This window comes from Moorena producens 3L (assembly GCF_000211815.1).
GTDB classification, from domain to species: Bacteria; Cyanobacteriota; Cyanobacteriia; order Cyanobacteriales; family Coleofasciculaceae; genus Moorena; species Moorena producens.
In genome coordinates this window covers 1-19,036 of sequence record NZ_GL890823.1, presented here as the reverse complement: position 1 = coordinate 19,036, position 19,036 = coordinate 1, and the positions used below count along the sequence as shown (strand labels likewise).

Genomic DNA, 19,036 nt, shown 5'->3' with positions numbered 1-19,036 from the left:
TCCTCCACTACACCCTTCGAGTTAGCTAGGGCTTTCTGTCTCCTGCACTGTTGCCTCAATCCACACTTATTACAGGTCTTATACACAGAGGTGATTAGACAGCGGATCGGGCTGATGGAGATCGGGGAATTCTTGTCGGATATTCTAACATTAATAATTAAAACCTCTCGTATCTTCCATGCCCCTGCCACGCTTACTAACCCTAATTATTGGTCTCATTATTATTCTGGGGCTAATGCTTTGGTTGATTAATGGTCTGTACCAACTGTATATCCAAATTTCCTTTACTGCTCCCCTACTGGCTAATTTACTGCTCCTGTTGGTGATTACCTTGCTAGGGCTACTAATATGGGCCTTAATCTACACCATGGGGTTATTTGGTAAATCCCGGAAACGGCCAGGTAAGGGTCGTCTGGAACCTAAAGCCCCCGAGGTGAAAACCGAAGCAGCAGAAGAAACCCTTAAAGCAGTAAGGCAACAGGTCAAACAGATTCAGGATGAAGTGTCACGGCAAGCGATGCTGCGCCGCTCTGAAGAAATTGAAGCTATCCTCTCCCGTGGGGAACTGTTAGTGGTAGTGTTTGGTACTGGTTCAGCGGGCAAAACCTCTCTAGTGAATGCTTTGATTGGTCGGATGGTGGGTCAAGTGGGTGCGCCCATGGGAACGACGGAGGTTGGGGAAACCTACAAACTAAAGCTGAAGGGATTAGAACGCCCGATTCTGATTACTGATACACCAGGAATTTTAGAATCTGGTGTGGTTGGCACTCAGCGAGAGCAATGGGCACGACATTTGGCAACGGAAGCGGATTTGTTGTTGTTTGTGGTGGATAACGATTTACGACACTCAGAGTATGATCCATTCGAAAAATTGGCACAGATTGGGAAGCGATCGCTTCTTGTCTTCAATAAAATTGACCTGTACACGGAACAAGACTCAGAAAGGGTTCTAGCACGATTGCGCCAGCGAGTAAGGGGCTTTATTCCTGCTTCAGATGTAGTTGCGATCGCAGCCAATCCCCAGCCTGTTACCCTAGAAAATGGTCAACTTTGCCAACCTGAACCGGAAATTTTGCCCTTAATCCGTCGCTTAGCTGCTGTATTAAGAGCAGAGGGAGAAGAGTTGATTGCTGATAACATTCTGTTACAATCCCAGCGCTTAGGCCAAGAAGCTCGACACATCCTCGACAAGCAGCGCAGGCGAGAAGCAGAGAAAGTGGTGGAACGGTTCCAGTGGATTGGGGCCAGTGTAATTTCTCTGACTCCCTTACCTGTGGTGGATTTATTAGCAACTGCAGCAGTAAATGCCCAAATGGTAGTCGAAATTGGCAAAATCTACGGCTGTGAACTGAATATGGAACGGGGTAGGGAATTAGCCCTATCCTTGGGAAAAACTTTAGCTAGTTTGGGTATTGTCAAGGGAGCGATTCAAATCCTTAGCACTACACTAAGACTGAATCTTGCCACCTATGTTGTCGGCAAAGCCATTCAGGGGGTAACTGCTGCTTATCTGATCCGAATTGCTGGGAAAAGCTTTATTGAATACTTCCGCAATGACCAAGACTGGGGAGATGGAGGGATGAGTGAAGTAGTCCAAAAGCAGTTTCAGTTAAACCAGCGGGATGAGTTTATTAAAGCTTTTGTCAGTGAAGCGATCGCAAAAGTGGTCCAACCTCTGACCGGAAAATCAGAAGCCCAATCACCAATCGATGAAAGGGACGAAATCAAGGACAAAGGCAGGAAATCCTAAACTACAGCCAGAATGCCTATCAAATCGACTCAAATTCTTGTTTAATGAAATAGAGTAGATTCAATGTTTTCTCCAGCCCCCCATGCCCCTCACATCAATGGGGGATTTCTTTTTATCTATTGTTTTCTATATCGTTTTCTTAAGTAGACGCATCTACTACCTATAGTATATGCACTAGGTAGCAAGTTTCACCCTGCCCCGATGTACAGCGTGGAGCAATCTGTCGATGGAGTCTCTCTCTTCGGAGGTGAGTGAATCCTCCAATAGTGCTGCCATCAATCCATATCGATCAGCAAGAGTAATTTTTCCAGAGCTGCTAACTTTAGCAAATAGTTCTGGTATAGCACCGGGAATAAGACGAACTGGAGCCAACATTATACTATAGGGTAATGGCTGTTGTTTATATTTTTAACCTTTTTCCGGAGCTTGGGGATGTGGGGCTATACCCCCTGTAATATCAAATCTGCTTGGGCACCCACTTTCTACTTCCACTAAGCGTGGGTCTTTTCTTCTGCTGAATGCTTCTAAGGAGACCCTACTTCTGAGCTAAGAGTGCTTTAGCCTTTTGCCACAGAGCATCCAACTCATCCAAGGTGTAATCAGACAGTGGGCGCTCAGCCAATGCTTCGACTTGCGCTAACCTTTCAATAAACCTTCCCTGGGTTCCCTGCAAAGCAGCTGAAGGGTCAAGGTCATACCAACGCGCAATATTAATCAGAGTAAACAATACGTCTCCCAATTCTGCTTCCTGGTGGGCTTTATCGTCCTGTTCAAGTGCTTGTTGAAACTCTGCCAATTCTTCGTGAAACTTATCCCAAACTCCCTCAACATTATCCCACTCAAACCCACCACTAGCGGCCTTTTTCGATATCTTCATCCCAGCCATTAGAGGGGGAATGGTTTTACTATAGCGACTCAGTTTACGACTCAATAATTGCTTATCCGCAATGGTTTCTCCTTTCTCTGCTGCCTTAATGTCCTCCCAGTTTTGACGCACCTCCTCGACATTATCAACCTCGACATCACCGAAAACATGGGGATGACGGCGGATTAGCTTTTGAGTAATCCCCTGAGCTACCTCGGTCAAGGTAAACTGACCTTGCTCACTACTAATTTGAGCTTGCAGAACTACCTGCAATAACAAATCACCCAACTCCTCTGCGATCGCATTTTGCTCCTCACTGCGAATTGCATCCACTACTTCATAAGCTTCTTCAATTACATAAGGAATTAGGGATTGAGGGGTCTGAGCCAAATCCCAAGGACAACCACCCTCAGGCGATCGCAATCTGGCTACTACATCAATCAACTCTTGCAAAGCGGCCAACATCGACACCTGATTAACTGGCTGAGCTTGTTGAGGGGAACTACACATAAAACCGAAAAGCGAAACGCAACTTAATTATTCTTAACGAAATCCAGCACCAATGCCAAATTTTATGTAAGCATTCAGCTATCAGCGTGTCGCGTATCAGCTATCAGCTATTAGCTATCAGCTTATGCCCACGCTACTTGAAGTGCTATCAGCTTTCAGGCGCTTTAACTGTACGGGGTCGGATTAGTAAAGCGAGCAGGGATTTTCAACCAGCCGTACCAGCACCCCCCACCTTGTTTACTACCGACCGTTGATTAGCTGAGGGCTGACAGCTGATAGCTGTTGGCGTAGCCTGCGCGTAGCGCATATGCTTACCTCTTGCTTTTGCGTGCTTTGGGTCTTTGTGGTTTTGTCTTACCCGCACCCCTGGCCTTGCTCCTCCCTTGCTTGCCAGACCATAACCCCGTGATCCCCCCTTTTTTAAACTGCTTATAAGCCGAACTTCCCCAATCACTCACAAAATGCGCGATCGCACCCAACTCCAATCCCACCACACAGGCCATCAACCAGGTACGATATTCCCACACCCTACCCCCCAGCCCTTGAATCAGCTCCAGCCAACGATCCGGTTCATCTTGGAATAGCTGAAACACCAGCAATCCCACACCCCCAAACAAGACAATCCAATTGGCTAGATAAAGCAGTCGCAAAATTGTCCCAATCACTGGTCCATGAGAAAAAATAGAACGGTGAGGCACCATCCTCTGATAAGGGATCCAAATCCAGCGCAACCAGCCCCAACGCTTAAAGGGTCGAGAGTATAGATCTAAATCAGGGCTAAACATCAAGCCACCGAACAGGAACCCTCCAGCTACAATCAAGGTCAAATCACTACTCCGGGTTACTACCAGGCTCAAAACCGTGACTACTGGCAAACTCCACAAGGTTATGCGATCATGTATATAGCCAGAGGACATATTTTTTATAGTTGTTGTCGTCTTTGGAAAAATATGCTATAGTAAGTAAGTATTGCATACGGGCGGTTAGCTCAGCGGTAGAGCGCCTGCCTTACAAGCAGGACGTCACTGGTTCGAATCCAGTACTGCCCATGTCCGTCAAATTCCAAGGTTAGTAAACAGCTAGAAAAAATGTCGCAGAGTCTACCAAAAACTCTTATTATTTGTTAGACTTAAATTAGGGTAACACCGACAGGGATTATTATGTAACTTAAATTAAAGCCGAAAACCAAGGGTTTAATAGTTGCGCTGTAATCCCGGTGGAACCAACTTTGTTGACATTTTTATGGCGCTCGCGGGATATTCCGTCAGAGAAGCGCGGAGATACCCCCTGGATGCTATTGCATCTTGCATTGGCGGGCCTTGGTCTATCTTGGTAGACTTTGGTAGCTAAAAAGTATCGGTTTACGAATTTATTCCTCAATGGATATTTTTTTTCTTCTGTTGTCGGGAATCCCTATCTTGATGCAGTCGCTCATGAGGAGGGGCGGCATCAAGACAATGAAAAGCCATTTTTACACAAATGGCTTGTAGGGATCGTAAGCATTCAGCTATCAGCATTCAGCTATCAGTTATTAGCTATTACCATTCAGTTAATGCCCTACGGCCACGCTGTCTTGATGCAAAGCGCGAGTGGGGGAAACCCGCTTTGGTGGCGCTGCATCGCTACTTCAGGTGCTTTTGAAGAAAACAGGTAACCATTTGTTTAATCTGAGTTACGTCAGCTAATCGAGACGACTGACCGCTGACCGCTGACCGCTGAATGCTTACTAGCGATCGCTATAAGTGTTGGTTAGTAAGCTTTGTAGGGATTATTTTCTAAAAATTTATCATAGCCACACTAGGAGAGCCATTTTCCTTCACCTGTTTGTAGTCTTGAAGTTGCTTTTCCAGCTCAACATGCAGGTGATCAATCTCCTCTTTTTCCAGGATTTCTAATAGGGCTAGATTCAAGTTTTGCTGGGCAGCAATGTATAGGTTTGTATCAATCACAAATACCCTAACTATAATCACACGAGCATTCTCTTCAATGTGGGAAAATAAAACTAACATGTTCTGCTTATGCAAGCCATCGATAGACGGAATTTTATCTTCAATAGCCTGACAAATGCGGCTAGTTTGCTCAGCCGAAATTCCATCAACTTTCAGAGTTAAATTTATGCCCCACTCAAAGGTATCGCCAGTCTTCTGGGACCAATTTTCCACAACGCCAGCAATCATTTTAGAATTGGGAACTTTTTTGATAGAACCCCACTCAGTCAGACGAAGCTGTGTACTTCTTAGACCAATACTGACGATCTGAACAAAACCATTGACTCCGTCCACTGCTACCCAGTCACCGGGTTTATAGAGACCATCAGCGTAGATAATCACCGTACAAAACCAGTCATAGATAATATCTTTCATTAACAAACCTAAGGCAACACCTGCACCACCGACTAGACCGATCAGTGCACCGGCCGATGTCCCCAACAAAATCTCACTGGCTTTAATCACAGCAATCAGGATTGCTGCTGTCTGAAAAAGCCTTGGGAAGTAGGGGACGAACAAATCGTCCAGTTCAGTTTCAGTGTGTGCCGCCAATCCCGCTAGCAGCTCCCCCAGTAGTGGAGCAGCACGGTAAAGAATATAGGTGGCAATGAACAGAGCGCTCACAAAGAGCATCTCGGGGATTTTCTGATTCTGTTCAGGACTAAGATGGGTTGCCGCAACACTATGTACTAGCCATAATCCAGCCAGCCAAATTAGCCAGCCTAATGGTGCCCTAAGAATCTTAATAAACTCATCGTCTAGGGTAGTTTCTGTAGCGCTAGTCAGACGCTCAATTCTGTCAATGATTATGGCAGTGAACAAACCTCGACATATTTGGGTGAGTAGGAGGATGATCACCATAATAACTATCGTGGAAAGAGGGATGTTGCCGAGCTGGAAGTCGGAATCAAATATCCTTTCTTTGATTAGGTTGATAAGGTTTTCCATAGTTTTGACTAAAATAGAACAGCAGAGAGCTCCATCTACCTAGTTGGCAGTGGTTATTAAACTTAGATTTGCACTAGGACAAAACTACTTAATAATAGGTAAAATTTGCTCAAATCGCATGGTATTTAAAGACTAGTTATTAGTTAATGTTTTTCTATAAAAACTAGTCAGAGTTTTATCAAGGTAGATAATAACTTGTGTTCCATGAATCCTAACTAAGAGGTTGTCTGAGAAGTCTCATTTGCTACATCAAAGCCCCCTAAATCCCCCGAGCGAGCAATCCCTCGCTCGGGGGACTTTTAGCCGCAAATTGATTCTTGTTCCCCCCAGAATTGGGGGGCTAGGGGGGCAAAATTCAGTATCAAAAAACTTTTCAGATATCCTCTAAGAAGTTATTAGCTTTTATTTAAAGGTAAGACACTTCAGTATAATCGAAAAAAAACAATACCAACTATAGTAATAACACTGATCATAAATGTATTATCAATTAACGTAGTAATTGCTTAAGTAAGAGGACGTAGAAACTACGATTCAAGGAATCAAGAATCCAGCTATAGCGTTTTCAAAGGAGTTGTCAAGTCATAGATTGTGGAAAAAGGCAATAGACAATAGGCAATAGCTCCAGATTTTTATAGTAAAATCAAATAAGATATTCTCAGTTTTCCAATCGTTTTAAAACGCTATATAATACTGATATAGCAATCCTAAAGTTTTTGTTAAAAATACGTTATCTTCAAATAGTTTTGATAAAAAAAATGGCCTGTTAACCATTCCAAAACTAACACCATCAACTAACCTATCAAATCTCCATAGTTTTCCCTTGAATTTAAATAATTAATATTTCAATCAACTCTTAGTAGTTCGTACTTAATTATTGTCTCGACTATCAGTTTATATCTAACTCAGCTAAAATTTATAAATTTTAAGGTAAAATAACTAAAACTTTAACTATATCAAGTTTGGATAAAAAAAAATATGATGATATAAAATTCGATAGTTTATCCCTTTATCTACAATGGATATCATCTATAGCATTTACAAGGGCACAGGGAAAGAGAAGGAAGTGTGGGAGATATGGGAGATATGGGGGGTGTAGGAGGTGTATGAAAATAAAAAAAAGTGCCCTTGTGGATACTACTACAAGGAGCAAGATAGCGTTATGGAAATTCCTAAACTATGGCGCTTTAAACAGGAATCAATTCTACAGATCCAGAAGGTAAGAACCAGCAGCAGCGCCTAACCAACCTGCTACCTCAGGGTAAACGCATCTAATTTTCTGAGTCCTATATATATATAGTGTTGCCTAAATTAAAAACACTATATGTGTAAACTGCATTGAAAACTATCCCCAGTTTATTGATAAGATCCGTTTACCCTGAAGAACTATTACTAGCGTGGAAAATCCTCTAGATTAAGGAATCCAGAGTCTAATTTAGAGAGTTTAAACCGGTATCGTTTACCTGGTTGCAGACTCATGGTTTGGTTAGTGCATTCTTCAGGATTGATTCTACGCCCTCTTCGTACATAGCAAGATGTAAACTCTATTGTTAAAAAGTTCTTGGTATACATGTTGTGCTTTCCTGATGACAATGTTTGTATCGTATCATTTATCCAAAACTTTACGGAGAGGGGAGTCTGATTAGATATAAGTGTAGTAATTTTAGTGTTATTTGGCTCGAAGACTGTTCGGATAACCCGGCTGCTACCCGGACATGTGTACTCAGTACGAGTCCTGATATCAGCACACAAATAGTTAGGAACTTCTGAGTTCATACAAACAGATTCCGTACTAGACTCCGCATCTCGTCGTCTGACATCAGCTAATTTTTCAATTACAGCAGTGAAAACTCCAGAGTCAATTATACTATCGCCTTCTTTAATTTCGTACTCAAATTCATTATCTCCATCTAAAACGTGGAGTTTTCTACTACTATGCCTTGTTCCAAAAGCCATCCTTGTAGCTTCTGAAGATCTACCCTGATCATACTCTCTGTCGGTGTAAGGATATGGGTCACTAGCCACTCCTCTGGTCACAGTTCTCACAACTACACGTCTGCCAGGAGCTGGAGGTGTTTCACTTGAGGTAAACCTAGCTTCCCGATAGAATGATTTATTACCTGGACACTCACCTTCGTACTCAATTTCTGTAATTTCTGTTTGATTGAGTTCTCGGCTACCCAAAAACTCCCATCCTATTTCAGGTGAAGATTGTGTTTCAGAACCCTCTTCAGTTGGTAATTGCTGTTGCGGAGTAAATTGTGCTATTGAGGGTGTTAAAAAAAACATCAAAACCAGACTACTGCTCAAAGCCATGAGCATAAAGAATTTACCAATTGATGGAATTTTATGGAGCAGTTTGCTCCAGAATTGATTGAAATTCAGCATAAGACAATGTTAATTTAATTGAGCAATTTAAATTGTGAAAAAAAATCGTTATAATTTGCAATTTACCCAAGTATGTTACCAGGAGTATTTGGTTCTGGGGTTGGTGTTGGGTTTCTAGGAGGAGTAGTTGTTTCTGGGGTTGGTGTTGGGTTTATAGGTGTGGTTGGATCAGGGTCAGGATCATTGGGGGGGTTCCGATCAGGAATTGATCTGATTCTATTTCCATCATCTCGGGGTTTGTTCTGAGTAGAATCTAAGACTTGTTGGAAATCTTCTATTTGAGGACGGATATCCTGAGACCAGTTATTAGGGTCTAGGAAAATCTGAATGGGTCGTGAGTTGTATACCTCTTCCGGTACAGTATTTGTAGACCCTCTTCTGCCATCACTGGCGTCAGTATACCTGATACCTTCTCGCACAATGATCGGTGAACCAGTTGCGGATCTGACCCTAACAGAACCTACAAGGACATCAACCACCCTTCTACCGAAGTTCTGGTGGATATAGATCAAGGTCGAACCGCCTATGTGGTCAATAGTCAATTGACCCGCATCAACTTGAGCAATAAAAGTATCCTTTGAACCTTTGTGAAGCCTTGATTTCTGAGCGACGTTATTGTCACTAACACTAGACCGCCATTCCGTCGAGTCAATGGTAATCCTTTCACAGGCATTATCTCGACTATTTCCAAGTCCCCAACCAATTACTACGACACCTTCTTGGTAATAGCAAGGAAAACGATACTTGGTAGAACTAGAGTCAGTTCCAGCTTGCACTAGAGGAAAAACAGTAGATAAACCTAACCTGAACTGAAGATGAGCCCAGTGTTCATTTCCAGCATTACTACCAGGAACCTCCAGAACATCAGTATTACTCCTAAGAAGAGAATTTGCATTGATACGTGTGGCTTGACCCTTTCCACGACGCATTCTGACGTAGCCATTCCATTTATTAAAAGCCGCAATTGTTGGTTGTGTACCAAGATTGTTTGCACTGCTCTTAATAGAGATTACCAGAGTAAAAATCGGAATTAATAAAAAGACCAGAGTCCAACTATGAGTATGATTACGAACCTTCGCGGTGCTTCTTAGCAGAGACTTTAACCAGGTCATAGATTAACCTCCTAATGCTAAAGGTTTTGGAGACAGAATTCCGCAGTACCTGAACCTTTTTTCTACAGCATCAACGGAATCAAAATCAAAAATTGATATTGTGAGTGTGCTTGAATTGATGTCGAGTTCACGGCAGTCAGGATTCATGTATATATCTTGGGGACCATACCAACCACAGCGATTTCCAGTAGCCTCACGCCACAATCGCTCAATCTCTTTCAAGACTTTACAGGGAAGTTGATCTGCTTCCTGTTGGTCTCTGATGTGGCTGTCATTATTTAGATCTGCTCCTGCACCAGAGTTAAGCATCACAATTTCGTAGGTAGTCCGTAAAGCCCCCTCTGTGTATTGGTTTTCAAAATCTGTCTTCTTAGTGTTCGCTAAAAGCTCCCCAAATTCCGGATTGGGCTTCATAAAAAGATATTTTTTCAATTCAGGAATTCTGTATTTTAAAATCATTGCTGCCAAGGATTCCTCAGCCTCTTTGAAGGCTTCATCGATTTTTTGGTAAGTATCTTCAAGACTTTCAGGATTTTTCTGAATTTGCTTTTTTAGCCTGCCAGTAGCTCTCACAATCTGGCGGTAGTAGGCAAAGGCTTGATCAATGTCACGCTGGTGCTTGCTATAGTAGACAATTGCTCCTTCAATATCATCTGCACTCTCAAAATTATCTACTCGATTTTTGTGTTCACGGGCTTGATTCAGGACACGAGGCAAAGCCTTGATAATTTTCGTTGTATCTGTGTCCAAGAAAACAGCTTCAAGAGCTTCCTGAGACCTATTTTCCTGTATCGCAAAAATTAGGGCAGAAATTGTAATTATTACCGGAAAGGCAATAGCAGTAGCTACTTTCCAACGCTTACGTAACCGCTCTTGTCTATGCTGGCGATCGCGTTCTATTTGACTAATCAAAATGAATTCTTGAGCAACGCTCGACAGTGAAATGCTGTCGGTATAAAGTTGTCGAAATTCTTCTGCCTCAGCCAACTTTGATCCTTGTAGCAGATAGGCTAATTCTTCACGCTTTTCTTGCTGGAGCCACTCTTGGGCAGATTTCTCAATATTACGCTTTTTTCTCAGAGCTTCTCGGTTTTTATCTACCCAACTACCCAAGCGAGGCCAATGGCGAATCAAAGATTCGTGAGCAATATCGACAACGGCAACCCTACCCGACTCGGATGCTTTCTCTTGTAATTCGTTAGTGATTACTAATTTTTCATCCGCTAACTTTTGAAGTACTTCCTCTACTAGCTCTTGTGATTGTTTGGCACTGACTAAATCCCGTTTAAAAACTTGCCTGCGCGTATCCTCGGTTCCTTCTCCCAACTGGGTTAGTTCCAAAAAGATTCGCTTGGCAGCTTCTTTCTCCTCTGGGGAAAGGGAGTTATAGACTTCATCAGCTCGTTTTTGCAGAGTTCCCCTAACTCCACCTAATCGGTTATAGGCTGAGAGGGTTAGCCAATTGACAGCTCGTTTGTTCCATAGTTCTGTCAGTGTGTACTGGAGTAGGGGCAAACTACCAGGGGAATCTTCCAGGTCTTTAATCATCTGGGTTACCAGTTCCTCCTCCACTTCTAGCCCTACCCGCTTGGCAGGTTCAGTAATCGCCTCCTTCAATTCATCGTGGTTGAGGGGTGTCACTGCCACCAGATTGTCTTGAATTTTCCCAGCTAATCCGGCATAGTTTTGCTCAAAACATTTGCCAAAGAAGTCTGCTCGCATTGTCAGCACTAGACAGAGTTTATTATTTGAGTTTTCAACAGCACCCAAAAGACACTCAAAAAACTGCTGACGTTCAACGCTATCGCAACTAGGGGAAAAACATTCCTCAAACTGGTCTACTACTAACACCACACGACTTGCTTCATTGGCATCGATCAGTTGCCCTAACCCAATTGCTCCTGAGTTAATCAAATCTTGAGCTTTACTTAACTGGTGAGCACGGTCAACAGTTGACTGGTTTGGTTCTAGAAATACCTTTGCTAAACTCTGTAGTGGATGCTCACCAGGTCTGAAAATGTAAATTGACCACTGGTCACTACCAGATATCTTCTTTCCTAGCTTGAGTTGATAGAGCAAGCCAGCCCTGACGACGGAAGATTTACCATTACCAGAGGCTCCCACTACAGCCAGGAAATTTTTCTTTCTCACTTGCTCCACTAGTTGGTCAGTTAGTCTTTCTCGACCGTAGAAATATTTAGGGTCTTCATCATTGAAGTCAAAATAGGACAAGCCCTTGTAAGGACACACACCTTCTGTGACCTGATGCTCAAACTCAACCGGATTTCTACCGGTAAGGATAATCTGACTACCAGAGTTACCAAAAATAGGACGCTGAGGCGCTCCTTTCAATGCCTGATCAATAAAACTTACCAGAGTGTCGTTGGTTACACAACCATCAGGTTGCCGATTAGGATCGAGTCCTTTTAGCAGAGCATCGGTCAGAAGACTGTGTTCGCTACCAAGTTGGGCATAGGCAGGTTCATCACCCCGTGAAGCCGCAATGAAAGAGCGATCGCGCCCTTCACCCAGATTGCCGGGATCTGCCTCCTTGAGGTTTTCTTGAAAATTGAACAATGCACCACTATGGCAACAGTCCAACCAGACAATCTGCTGTCTAACTCGGCTTTCTTGAAGTATCCAGCGCAATGTTCTCAGTGACAAGCCGTAATTTGATAGATTGGGATTGAAATCGCTTGTAGCCAAAAACCCTTCTTGAAGGCTTCCTAAAGGTTTAAGCCACCCATGGCCGGAAAAATACAAAAGTGCTGTATCCGGGATATAATTTGCCTCTGGTAGGAATAGTTTTAGAACTGCTTCTTCAAAATCCTTCACAGAAACTGGAAATTTCCGAGAAACGCGAATGGCACCGCCTTTTTTAGCTTCTGGTAACCGTCGTACTCTAAAGTCGCCGTACTCCTCTAACAAACTAGCGATCGCTTCTGCATCTTTGGCAGGGGATTCCAACCGTTCAAATTCTTTGTAGGAATTAATTCCAACTACCAAGGCATCCCGGCTCATAATAAAGAAAATCTATTTTCTCGTCTAGATCAACAAACTCTACTAAGATATTAGTATAATAGTAAGCTACCACCCCATCTTCCGGAGCAAGTTGAGTGAAAAGTCTAATTTTTTTCATAGGTAGGGCTATGACAGTACTCTCAAAGGTACGAATCAGGAGGTCTTTATAAGCTGTTACGAGGACGTTCCGTCCCGTTTCATATTTATTAAAACTTTTCTTAATTTGGTAACTTTATGACTAAGTTAACTCAGAAATTTTTGTAAATTTTATAAAGTTGTAAATAAGGACTTGTTATAGTGAGTAAAATTATACCATTTAGCCCAGAAGAAGGCATTGTTATCTATATAGAAGCTACAGAAAATGTGGATGGTTATTCAGAAGATACTACACCATTAACTAAGTCAGAAGAAGCTGAAGACGATGAAGAAGAACCAATTAAAAAACAAATAAACAAAGGCAATCCCCCCAAGCTAATGGTGAAAAAGTTTCAAGAGATTCAAAAGACAATCTATTTTTACACTATCCATACATTGAACTCATTTAGAAAAGTTGCCATTGCCAATGTGGACAAAGTTAATGTGAACAAAGTTACTTTAGAATTTGGTATTGAAATCGGTGGTGAAGCAGGAATTCCTTATATAACAAAAGGAACAGCTAAAAGTAACATAAAAATTACTGCAGAGTGTTCATTTCCTAATAACACTGACTGATTTTACTTCTTAACAAGGTATTTGTTTATTGACTTGTGTACACCAAGGAATTGATAAGTCCTGATGGGGGTATGCCGAAATACGTGGAAAACAGAACAAATTGTAAAGTTTTGTAAAAGTATCTAGGCTATCTTGAGGTGAAGCCACATCTGTTGTGGTGTAGGTCTTTTGGATTAATTGATTCATTGTTCGAGAATGTAAGTGGACTCTATGTGGGGGAAGTTCAGGCATGAGATGAGGATTATTATCTTATAGCTGAACTTCCCCCTATTTCCCCAAACCCTTTCAGAGCAAGGGTTTAACGGGGGCAAATTAGCATTTAAACCGGCTGGAATGCGATCGCGTAGCGTCTCCTACGGAAAATCACATTCCGTAAACTTGTTTCCAAAGCCGATTTGTGTACTCTACTTCAATCAACACATTATATAGAATGTCTGATTTAACATAGACTTGACAGTACCCTTAAGGGTACCTTTTGTACTATAGCAGTCCTAAATGATTCGTGAAATATATTGGCCAAAGCGTTCGCTATAACCCTTGCCCAGCAACGATTACAGATTTTGCTGATTTTACAAATGATTTAGGATTGCTATAATAGCTTTGAGCAGTATCTCACCGCTAATTTTCTCTAAGTCCTAGTAGGAAAAAGCTCGGAAGATTTTTTGGTGTTATTAAAAAGCGATGCAGAGGTGCGACCCGTGGCGAATTTAATTCGTCTACGGAAAGCGCACCTAAGCGGTCTTGACCACACTGCATCGCTACTCCCTACTCCCTACTCCCTACTCCCTAAAACCTAGGACGAGGGTACCTAACCCTTGGCCTTTTGGCCAGGCTACGCGAACATCCTTCTAGGCATAAACTTTTTGATAGTAAGCTTGATACTCTTGGGATAGCAATGGTTGCCACCAATCCCGATTGCTGAGATACCACTCAATAGTTTTACGTAGGCCACCTGCTAAGGTTTCTGTTGGTACCCAACCCAGTTCAGTTTTAATTTTAGTCGCATCAATAGCATAGCGACGGTCATGGCCTGGGCGGTCTTTGACAAAGGTAATTAACTGTTGTGCTGGAGCAACCGGTAGATCAGGGGCTAATTCATTCATCAGCTCGCAAATCTGGTGAACTAGGTCTAGGTTTTTGACTTCGTTATTGCCACCAATGTTATAGGTTTCTCCTGGTTGACCTTTGTGAATCACCACATCTAAAGCACGGCAATGATCACCCACATACAGCCAATCTCGAATATTTTGTCCATCCCCGTAGACCGGTAGAGATTTGCCCAACAGGATGTTGATGCACATCAGGGGAATTAATTTTTCAGGAAAATGATAGGGTCCGTAGTTATTGGAGCAATTGGTGATAATAGTCGGAACCCCATAGGTATGGTAATAAGCGCGGGCAAGATGGTCACTGCCAGCTTTGGAAGCAGAATAGGGACTGTTGGGGGCATAGGGTGTGGTTTCACAGAAGGCTGGGTCATCAGCACTTAGACTGCCATAAACTTCATCCGTGGAAACATGGAGGAAGCGATAATCCCTTGGTTGTCCTTGATTTTGCCATTGTTGCCGGAAGGATTCTAGTAGGGTGAAGGAACCGACCACATTAGTGCGGATAAAAGCATCGGGTCCTAAAATGGAGCGGTCAACATGGGATTCAGCAGCAAAGTGGGCGACAGTGTCGATGCTTTCTTCCTGAAGCAGGCGGTCTACTAGAATGCGATCGCATATGTCTCCCTGGACAAACCGCAAATTTGCTTTGTCTTCCAGACCGGCCAGATTCTGCCGGTTGCCAGCATAGGTCAGAGCATCCAGTACCACCACGCGATCGCCTGGGTACTGTTCACACCAGTGATGAACAAAATTCGAGCCAATAAATCCTGCACCACCTGTTACTAGTAATTGGCGAGGTTGTCTAGTAGTCAGGGATTTTTGTTCAAAAGAATTCATGATTAGTTTGAGTGGGTTAGTGCTTCAATGGGTTAGTAGAAAAGTAAGCATTGAGCTATCAGCTATCAGTTATCAGCATTCAGCATTCAGCTATCAGTTATCAGCATTCAGCCATCAGCTATCAGCTATCAGCCATTGGCCAATGGCTTTTACCCAGACCTTCAATTCTCATTAATATCGAATTATTAAATTCGATCGTTCAAGGTTTATTTTCAGCTGACCGCTGATCGCTGACGGCTGACCGCTGAATTATTACCTTAAGTTAGTTCAACTTGAGAGTCATCACCAATCATGAATCGTAAAGCTTTTGGATGTTGGGGTGCAGCTTTAACTTGAGCTCGTTCTCCAATTAAACTATCAACAATTCGTTGATGAATCCCCGTTAATTTAGCACCTTTTAGAATCACGCTATGCTCAATGTCAGCATCTAAGAGAGTAGCTTGGTCAGCAATGCTAGTATATGGACCAATGAAGCAGTTTTCCAGATGGCAGTTTTCCCCAATGGTAACTGGACCACGAATGGTACAATTAGTAATATAAGACCCCTTACCAATCTGTACCCGTCCGCTAATTCGACTTTCGGAGTCAATTTCACCATCAACAGCAGATTCTAGACAAGTATCTAGAATAATCTGGTTAGCAGCTAACAAGTCATCTTTTTTCCCAGTATCCAGCCACCAACCTTTGATTTGAAAAGCTTCTACATTTTTTTGCTGATCAATCAAGTATTGAATCGCATCGGTAATTTCCAGTTCCCCTCTAGCAGAAGGCTGGATGTTAGCAATTGCTTGATGGATAACAGGGGAAAATAGGTAAACACCTACCAGTGCGAGATTAGAAGGAGGAACTTTCGGTTTTTCTACTAGCTGCAACACTCGCCCGAATTCATCGACTTTGGCAACACCAAAGGCAGTAGGATTATCTACCTCCCGTAGCAGGGTCAGGGCATCCAGATTTTTGTTCTGGAAATTCTCGACAAATAAGTTCAGTTCACTTTGAACCAAGTTGTCTCCCAAGTACATTACAAAGGGAGAATCTCCGAGAAAGGGTTGGGCGACTTTAACGGCGTGGGCAAGTCCTAAGGGTTGGTCTTGGAGGATATAGGTAATGTTAGCTCCGAAGCGATCGCCATTTCCTGTTTTAGCCTTAACTTCTTCCCCAGTTTCAGGACTGATAATAATACCGATATCAGTAATACCAGCAGCGATAATGGCTTCAAGCCCATACCACAAAATTGGTTTATTAGCAACAGGTACTAACTGTTTGGCACCAGTATAAGTTAGGGGACGTAAACGAGTGCCTTTTCCCCCAGAAAGAATTAGTGCTTTCATAAGCTATATGAAATCCTCACTATAAAGTCTGAAATATGAAATATGAATTATTAAGGTTGTTCGCCCTTGGCATTCGGTGAAGGGTAGGTTGAAGGTTGTTCGCCCTTGGCGTTCCCGTAGGGTAGGTTGAAGGTTGTTTGGTTGTTTGGTTGTTTGGTTGGCAGGTTGTTTGGTTGAACTTGAACTATAGCGGTTCTCATACTAATCAGGTACACAGGATTGTTTTCCGATGCCCGATGCCCGATGCCCGATGCCCGATTCCCTACTCCCTACTCCCTACTCCCTATGCTTATAGCAATTACCCAAGCTTTTGATAAAGTTCTGCTAGCATTTGCCTCAAAGATTGACGCCAATGGGGCGGATAGCTTCCCAAGGTTTGGGATATTTTCTGGTTTGAGAGAACTGAGTAAGCTGGACGCTGAGCGGGAGTGGGGTATTCTGGGGTAGTAATTGGGACAACTCGCTGCAATTTTAAGGGGAAGCCCAGCAGTTTGGCTTCTTCAAAGATGGCAACGGCAAAGTCATACCAACTGGTGACACCAGTGTTGGTGAAGTGATAGATTCCTCCTAGCATTGGATTAGAATCCATTGCTTGCAAAAGTTGAGTAATGGTTACTGCTATATCTTTAGCCCAGGTAGGAGTACCCACTTGATCCGCTACCACCCGAAGCTCTTCTCGCTCAGCCCCTAGTCGTAACATGGTTTTGACAAAGTTGCCATGACCACGAGTACCATAAACCCAAGCAGTCCTAAGGATGAGAATGCGATCGCATTTTTGCTGCACCCCTTCTTCCCCTTGCAGTTTCGACTTACCATAAGAACCGATGGGATTAGGAGTGTCTTGCTCCGTGTAAGGAGTATTTTTTTTGCCATCGAACACATAGTCGGTGGAAATATGGAGCAGGATGGCTCCTAAATTCTGAGCTTCCTCTGCCATGATGGTTGGAGCAACAGCATTAATCGATTTAGCCAGTGCCAGTTCTGTCTCTGCTTTATCCACAGCCGTGTAAGCCGCTGCATTGACAATCACGTCAGGCTTAATCTGATGAATTACCTGACGAATACTCTCTGGCTCAGCTAAGTCCATATCGCTGCGCCCCACACCGATGACTTGGCCTAGGGGACTCAGAGTATCTTCCAACTCTTGACCCACTTGTCCAGTAATCCCAGTGAGTAAGATTTTTTTCATGCAAAAACCTCGGCTGTTTTGAAAGACTTACCCGCTTGATCTTTAGCCGACAGACTGGGAGAGTCGGTCAGAGGCCAATGAATGGCTAGGTCAGGGTCATTCCACACAATAGTCCGCTCGTGATCAGGAGCGTAGAAGTCAGTAGTCTTATATAAAACTTCAGCGAATTCAGAGACTACCAGGAATCCGTGGGCAAATCCAGCTGGAATCCAGATTTGTTGTTTATTTTCTGCACTCAGCAAACAACTAACCCACTGTCCAAAGGTCGGGGAGCTTTTTCTAATATCCACTGCCACATCAAATATAGTTCCGAGTAAAACCCGCACCAGTTTACCTTGGGGCTGCTGAATCTGGTAGTGTAATCCTCGAAGCACCCCTTGGGCTGAACGGGAATAGTTATCCTGGACAAACTCAGCGGTGATCCCAGCTTTATCTGCTAGAACTCGTTTATTGTAGCTTTCAAAGAAAAAACCACGGTCATCACCAAAGACACGGGGTTCAAGAATTAAGACTTCGGGTATTTTGGTTTCAATAACGTTCATACAGTTCTCTGGTTGATTAGCTAAGCCTCTTAAAGTGACCAACTCCTCATCAAGTTTGTGTTATCTACACTGAAAGAATTTCAATACTTTGTAAACTTTTTGTGAAATATCTCAGCTTGACACTTTCCTCCCTAGTAGTCTGTTAATTGAAAACAAGATTGATAGGGGAGTAATTATAATAGTAGTCTGCACTCAAGTAGACTACACCTAGTTGTGTAGAAAGGGAGGGATGGCAAGATGGGGAAGATCGATCGAGGCTTAATCTGACGAACTTTTGTATTCTACTGAATTTAAAATTGCTATCAGGATTTCGTAAAGGCGAATGGTGTAAACTATCGAAAAAATTAAATTTACTAAACTAAATTAACGAAAAGTCATTCAGATTACCGATTACCCATTACTTCAAGAACAAAATTACGAAAGAGCACTACTACCTCTGGGATGATTTGATGTCCCATGTCAAATTCTTGATACTTGACCTGTATCCCTAAACCAGTTAGAGTATATCTAGCATTGTGAGCAGCCATTAACGGTACAACCTCGTCTTGTCTACCATGAACTATCAAAATTGCTGGTAACGATGAGCCTGTAGGAGGTTGGGTTCGGCTATGTAAATAGCCACTCATGGATACTAAGCCTGCTATTGGCAAGGTCAACCCTACATCTAATGTCATGGCTCCGCCTTGGGAAAATCCACTCAGAATGGTGCGGGATAGGGGCACGCCAGTGCTCACTCGT

Annotated in this window: 16 protein-coding genes and 1 tRNA gene; 5 read left to right on the top strand and 12 right to left on the bottom strand. The window is 43.0% G+C overall.

Annotation, left to right across the window (positions count from 1 at the left end):
• The first annotated feature begins 178 nt into the window (after window positions 1–178).
• A complete protein-coding gene (locus LYNGBM3L_RS01875) occupies window positions 179–1,750 on the top strand; it encodes a YcjF family protein (RefSeq protein ID WP_008178381.1) in 1,572 nt (523 codons plus the stop codon).
• Between the two features lie 174 nt (window positions 1,751–1,924).
• Here LYNGBM3L_RS01875 and LYNGBM3L_RS01870 read toward each other — a convergent pair whose 3' ends face one another.
• From LYNGBM3L_RS01870 to LYNGBM3L_RS01860, 3 genes are all read right to left on the bottom strand, one after another.
• The gene (locus tag LYNGBM3L_RS01870) at window positions 1,925–2,125 is read right to left on the bottom strand and encodes a hypothetical protein (RefSeq protein WP_008178378.1); all 201 of its coding nucleotides are present in this window, start codon (window positions 2,123–2,125) and stop codon (window positions 1,925–1,927) included.
• Window positions 2,126–2,285: 160 nt separating this feature from the next.
• Window positions 2,286–3,125 (bottom strand): nucleoside triphosphate pyrophosphohydrolase, encoded by an 840-nt coding sequence (gene mazG / locus LYNGBM3L_RS01865; protein ID WP_008178377.1) that lies wholly within the window; start codon window positions 3,123–3,125, stop codon window positions 2,286–2,288.
• A 311-nt stretch (window positions 3,126–3,436) separates the two neighbouring features.
• Window positions 3,437–4,042 carry a metal-binding protein gene (locus LYNGBM3L_RS01860; RefSeq protein ID WP_008178375.1) on the bottom strand — a complete coding sequence of 202 codons (606 nt, stop codon included), beginning with the start codon at window positions 4,040–4,042 and terminating at the stop codon, window positions 3,437–3,439.
• Window positions 4,043–4,102: 60 nt separating this feature from the next.
• Here LYNGBM3L_RS01860 and LYNGBM3L_RS01855 point away from each other — a divergent pair.
• Together LYNGBM3L_RS01855 and LYNGBM3L_RS01850 are read left to right on the top strand one after the other, a co-directional pair.
• A tRNA-Val gene (locus tag LYNGBM3L_RS01855) sits at window positions 4,103–4,174 on the top strand.
• 290 nt (window positions 4,175–4,464) lie between these two features.
• Entirely contained in the window at window positions 4,465–4,779 is a 315-nt protein-coding gene (locus tag LYNGBM3L_RS01850; RefSeq protein WP_008178373.1) for a hypothetical protein, read from the top strand.
• A gap of 121 nt (window positions 4,780–4,900) precedes the next feature.
• On the opposite strand, the gene LYNGBM3L_RS01845 is transcribed toward LYNGBM3L_RS01850, so the two are convergent.
• The 4 genes from LYNGBM3L_RS01845 to LYNGBM3L_RS01830 form a co-directional block, all read right to left on the bottom strand.
• On the bottom strand, window positions 4,901–6,061 hold the full coding sequence (locus tag LYNGBM3L_RS01845; protein ID WP_008178371.1) for a mechanosensitive ion channel family protein: 1,161 nt from the start codon (window positions 6,059–6,061) through the stop codon (window positions 4,901–4,903).
• 1,389 nt (window positions 6,062–7,450) lie between these two features.
• Window positions 7,451–8,446 carry a hypothetical protein gene (locus tag LYNGBM3L_RS33545; protein WP_008178369.1) on the bottom strand — a complete coding sequence of 332 codons (996 nt, stop codon included), beginning with the start codon at window positions 8,444–8,446 and terminating at the stop codon, window positions 7,451–7,453.
• 62 nt (window positions 8,447–8,508) lie between these two features.
• Entirely contained in the window at window positions 8,509–9,558 is a 1,050-nt protein-coding gene (locus LYNGBM3L_RS01835; protein WP_008178367.1) for a hypothetical protein, read from the bottom strand.
• 3 nt (window positions 9,559–9,561) lie between these two features.
• Window positions 9,562–12,579 carry an nSTAND1 domain-containing NTPase gene (locus LYNGBM3L_RS01830; protein WP_008178364.1) on the bottom strand — a complete coding sequence of 1,006 codons (3,018 nt, stop codon included), beginning with the start codon at window positions 12,577–12,579 and terminating at the stop codon, window positions 9,562–9,564.
• A 297-nt stretch (window positions 12,580–12,876) separates the two neighbouring features.
• On the opposite strand from LYNGBM3L_RS01830, the gene LYNGBM3L_RS01825 reads away from it, so the two are divergent.
• The gene (locus LYNGBM3L_RS01825; RefSeq protein ID WP_008178361.1) at window positions 12,877–13,290 is read left to right on the top strand and encodes a CU044_2847 family protein; all 414 of its coding nucleotides are present in this window, start codon (window positions 12,877–12,879) and stop codon (window positions 13,288–13,290) included.
• 848 nt (window positions 13,291–14,138) lie between these two features.
• On the opposite strand, the gene rfbB is transcribed toward LYNGBM3L_RS01825, so the two are convergent.
• Both rfbB and LYNGBM3L_RS01815 read right to left on the bottom strand, forming a co-directional pair.
• Window positions 14,139–15,236, bottom strand: a complete 1,098-nt coding sequence (gene rfbB, locus LYNGBM3L_RS01820) for a dTDP-glucose 4,6-dehydratase (RefSeq protein WP_008178360.1) — start codon at window positions 15,234–15,236, stop codon at window positions 14,139–14,141.
• Between the two features lie 257 nt (window positions 15,237–15,493).
• The gene (locus LYNGBM3L_RS01815; protein ID WP_008178356.1) at window positions 15,494–16,567 is read right to left on the bottom strand and encodes a glucose-1-phosphate thymidylyltransferase; all 1,074 of its coding nucleotides are present in this window, start codon (window positions 16,565–16,567) and stop codon (window positions 15,494–15,496) included.
• 137 nt (window positions 16,568–16,704) lie between these two features.
• Between LYNGBM3L_RS01815 and LYNGBM3L_RS42630 the strand changes: the two genes are divergently transcribed.
• Window positions 16,705–16,881, top strand: coding sequence for a hypothetical protein (locus LYNGBM3L_RS42630; protein WP_154659650.1), 177 nt, complete (start codon window positions 16,705–16,707; stop codon window positions 16,879–16,881).
• On the opposite strand, the gene rfbD is transcribed toward LYNGBM3L_RS42630, so the two are convergent.
• The 3 genes from rfbD to LYNGBM3L_RS01800 form a co-directional block, all read right to left on the bottom strand.
• Complete coding sequence (gene rfbD / locus LYNGBM3L_RS01810; RefSeq protein ID WP_008178352.1) at window positions 16,866–17,756, bottom strand: dTDP-4-dehydrorhamnose reductase; 891 nt, start codon at window positions 17,754–17,756, stop codon at window positions 16,866–16,868. The genes LYNGBM3L_RS42630 and rfbD overlap by 16 nt on opposite strands.
• Entirely contained in the window at window positions 17,753–18,298 is a 546-nt protein-coding gene (gene rfbC / locus LYNGBM3L_RS01805) for a dTDP-4-dehydrorhamnose 3,5-epimerase (RefSeq protein ID WP_008178350.1), read from the bottom strand. The genes rfbD and rfbC overlap by 4 nt, the downstream gene beginning before the upstream one ends.
• A 383-nt stretch (window positions 18,299–18,681) precedes the next feature.
• Window positions 18,682–19,036, bottom strand: a 355-nt coding sequence (locus LYNGBM3L_RS01800; RefSeq protein WP_008178347.1) for an alpha/beta hydrolase, incomplete at its 5' end; no start/stop codon positions are given.

What these genes read in the sequence shown, in the direction of transcription:
- rfbC (WP_008178350.1), bottom strand. Translation starts at nt 18,298, where the DNA reads ATGAACGTTATTGAAACCAAAATACCCGAAGTCTTAATTCTTGAACCC.
- LYNGBM3L_RS01830 (WP_008178364.1), bottom strand. Translation starts at nt 12,579, where the DNA reads ATGAGCCGGGATGCCTTGGTAGTTGGAATTAATTCCTACAAAGAATTT.
- rfbD (WP_008178352.1), bottom strand. Translation starts at nt 17,756, where the DNA reads ATGAAAAAAATCTTACTCACTGGGATTACTGGACAAGTGGGTCAAGAG.
- mazG (WP_008178377.1), bottom strand. Translation starts at nt 3,125, where the DNA reads ATGTGTAGTTCCCCTCAACAAGCTCAGCCAGTTAATCAGGTGTCGATG.
- LYNGBM3L_RS01870 (WP_008178378.1), bottom strand. Translation starts at nt 2,125, where the DNA reads ATGTTGGCTCCAGTTCGTCTTATTCCCGGTGCTATACCAGAACTATTT.
- rfbB (WP_008178360.1), bottom strand. Translation starts at nt 15,236, where the DNA reads ATGAATTCTTTTGAACAAAAATCCCTGACTACTAGACAACCTCGCCAA.
- LYNGBM3L_RS01845 (WP_008178371.1), bottom strand. Translation starts at nt 6,061, where the DNA reads ATGGAAAACCTTATCAACCTAATCAAAGAAAGGATATTTGATTCCGAC.
- LYNGBM3L_RS01835 (WP_008178367.1), bottom strand. Translation starts at nt 9,558, where the DNA reads ATGACCTGGTTAAAGTCTCTGCTAAGAAGCACCGCGAAGGTTCGTAAT.
- LYNGBM3L_RS01860 (WP_008178375.1), bottom strand. Translation starts at nt 4,042, where the DNA reads ATGTCCTCTGGCTATATACATGATCGCATAACCTTGTGGAGTTTGCCA.
- LYNGBM3L_RS01815 (WP_008178356.1), bottom strand. Translation starts at nt 16,567, where the DNA reads ATGAAAGCACTAATTCTTTCTGGGGGAAAAGGCACTCGTTTACGTCCC.
- LYNGBM3L_RS01875 (WP_008178381.1), top strand. Translation starts at nt 179, where the DNA reads ATGCCCCTGCCACGCTTACTAACCCTAATTATTGGTCTCATTATTATT.
- LYNGBM3L_RS33545 (WP_008178369.1), bottom strand. Translation starts at nt 8,446, where the DNA reads ATGCTGAATTTCAATCAATTCTGGAGCAAACTGCTCCATAAAATTCCA.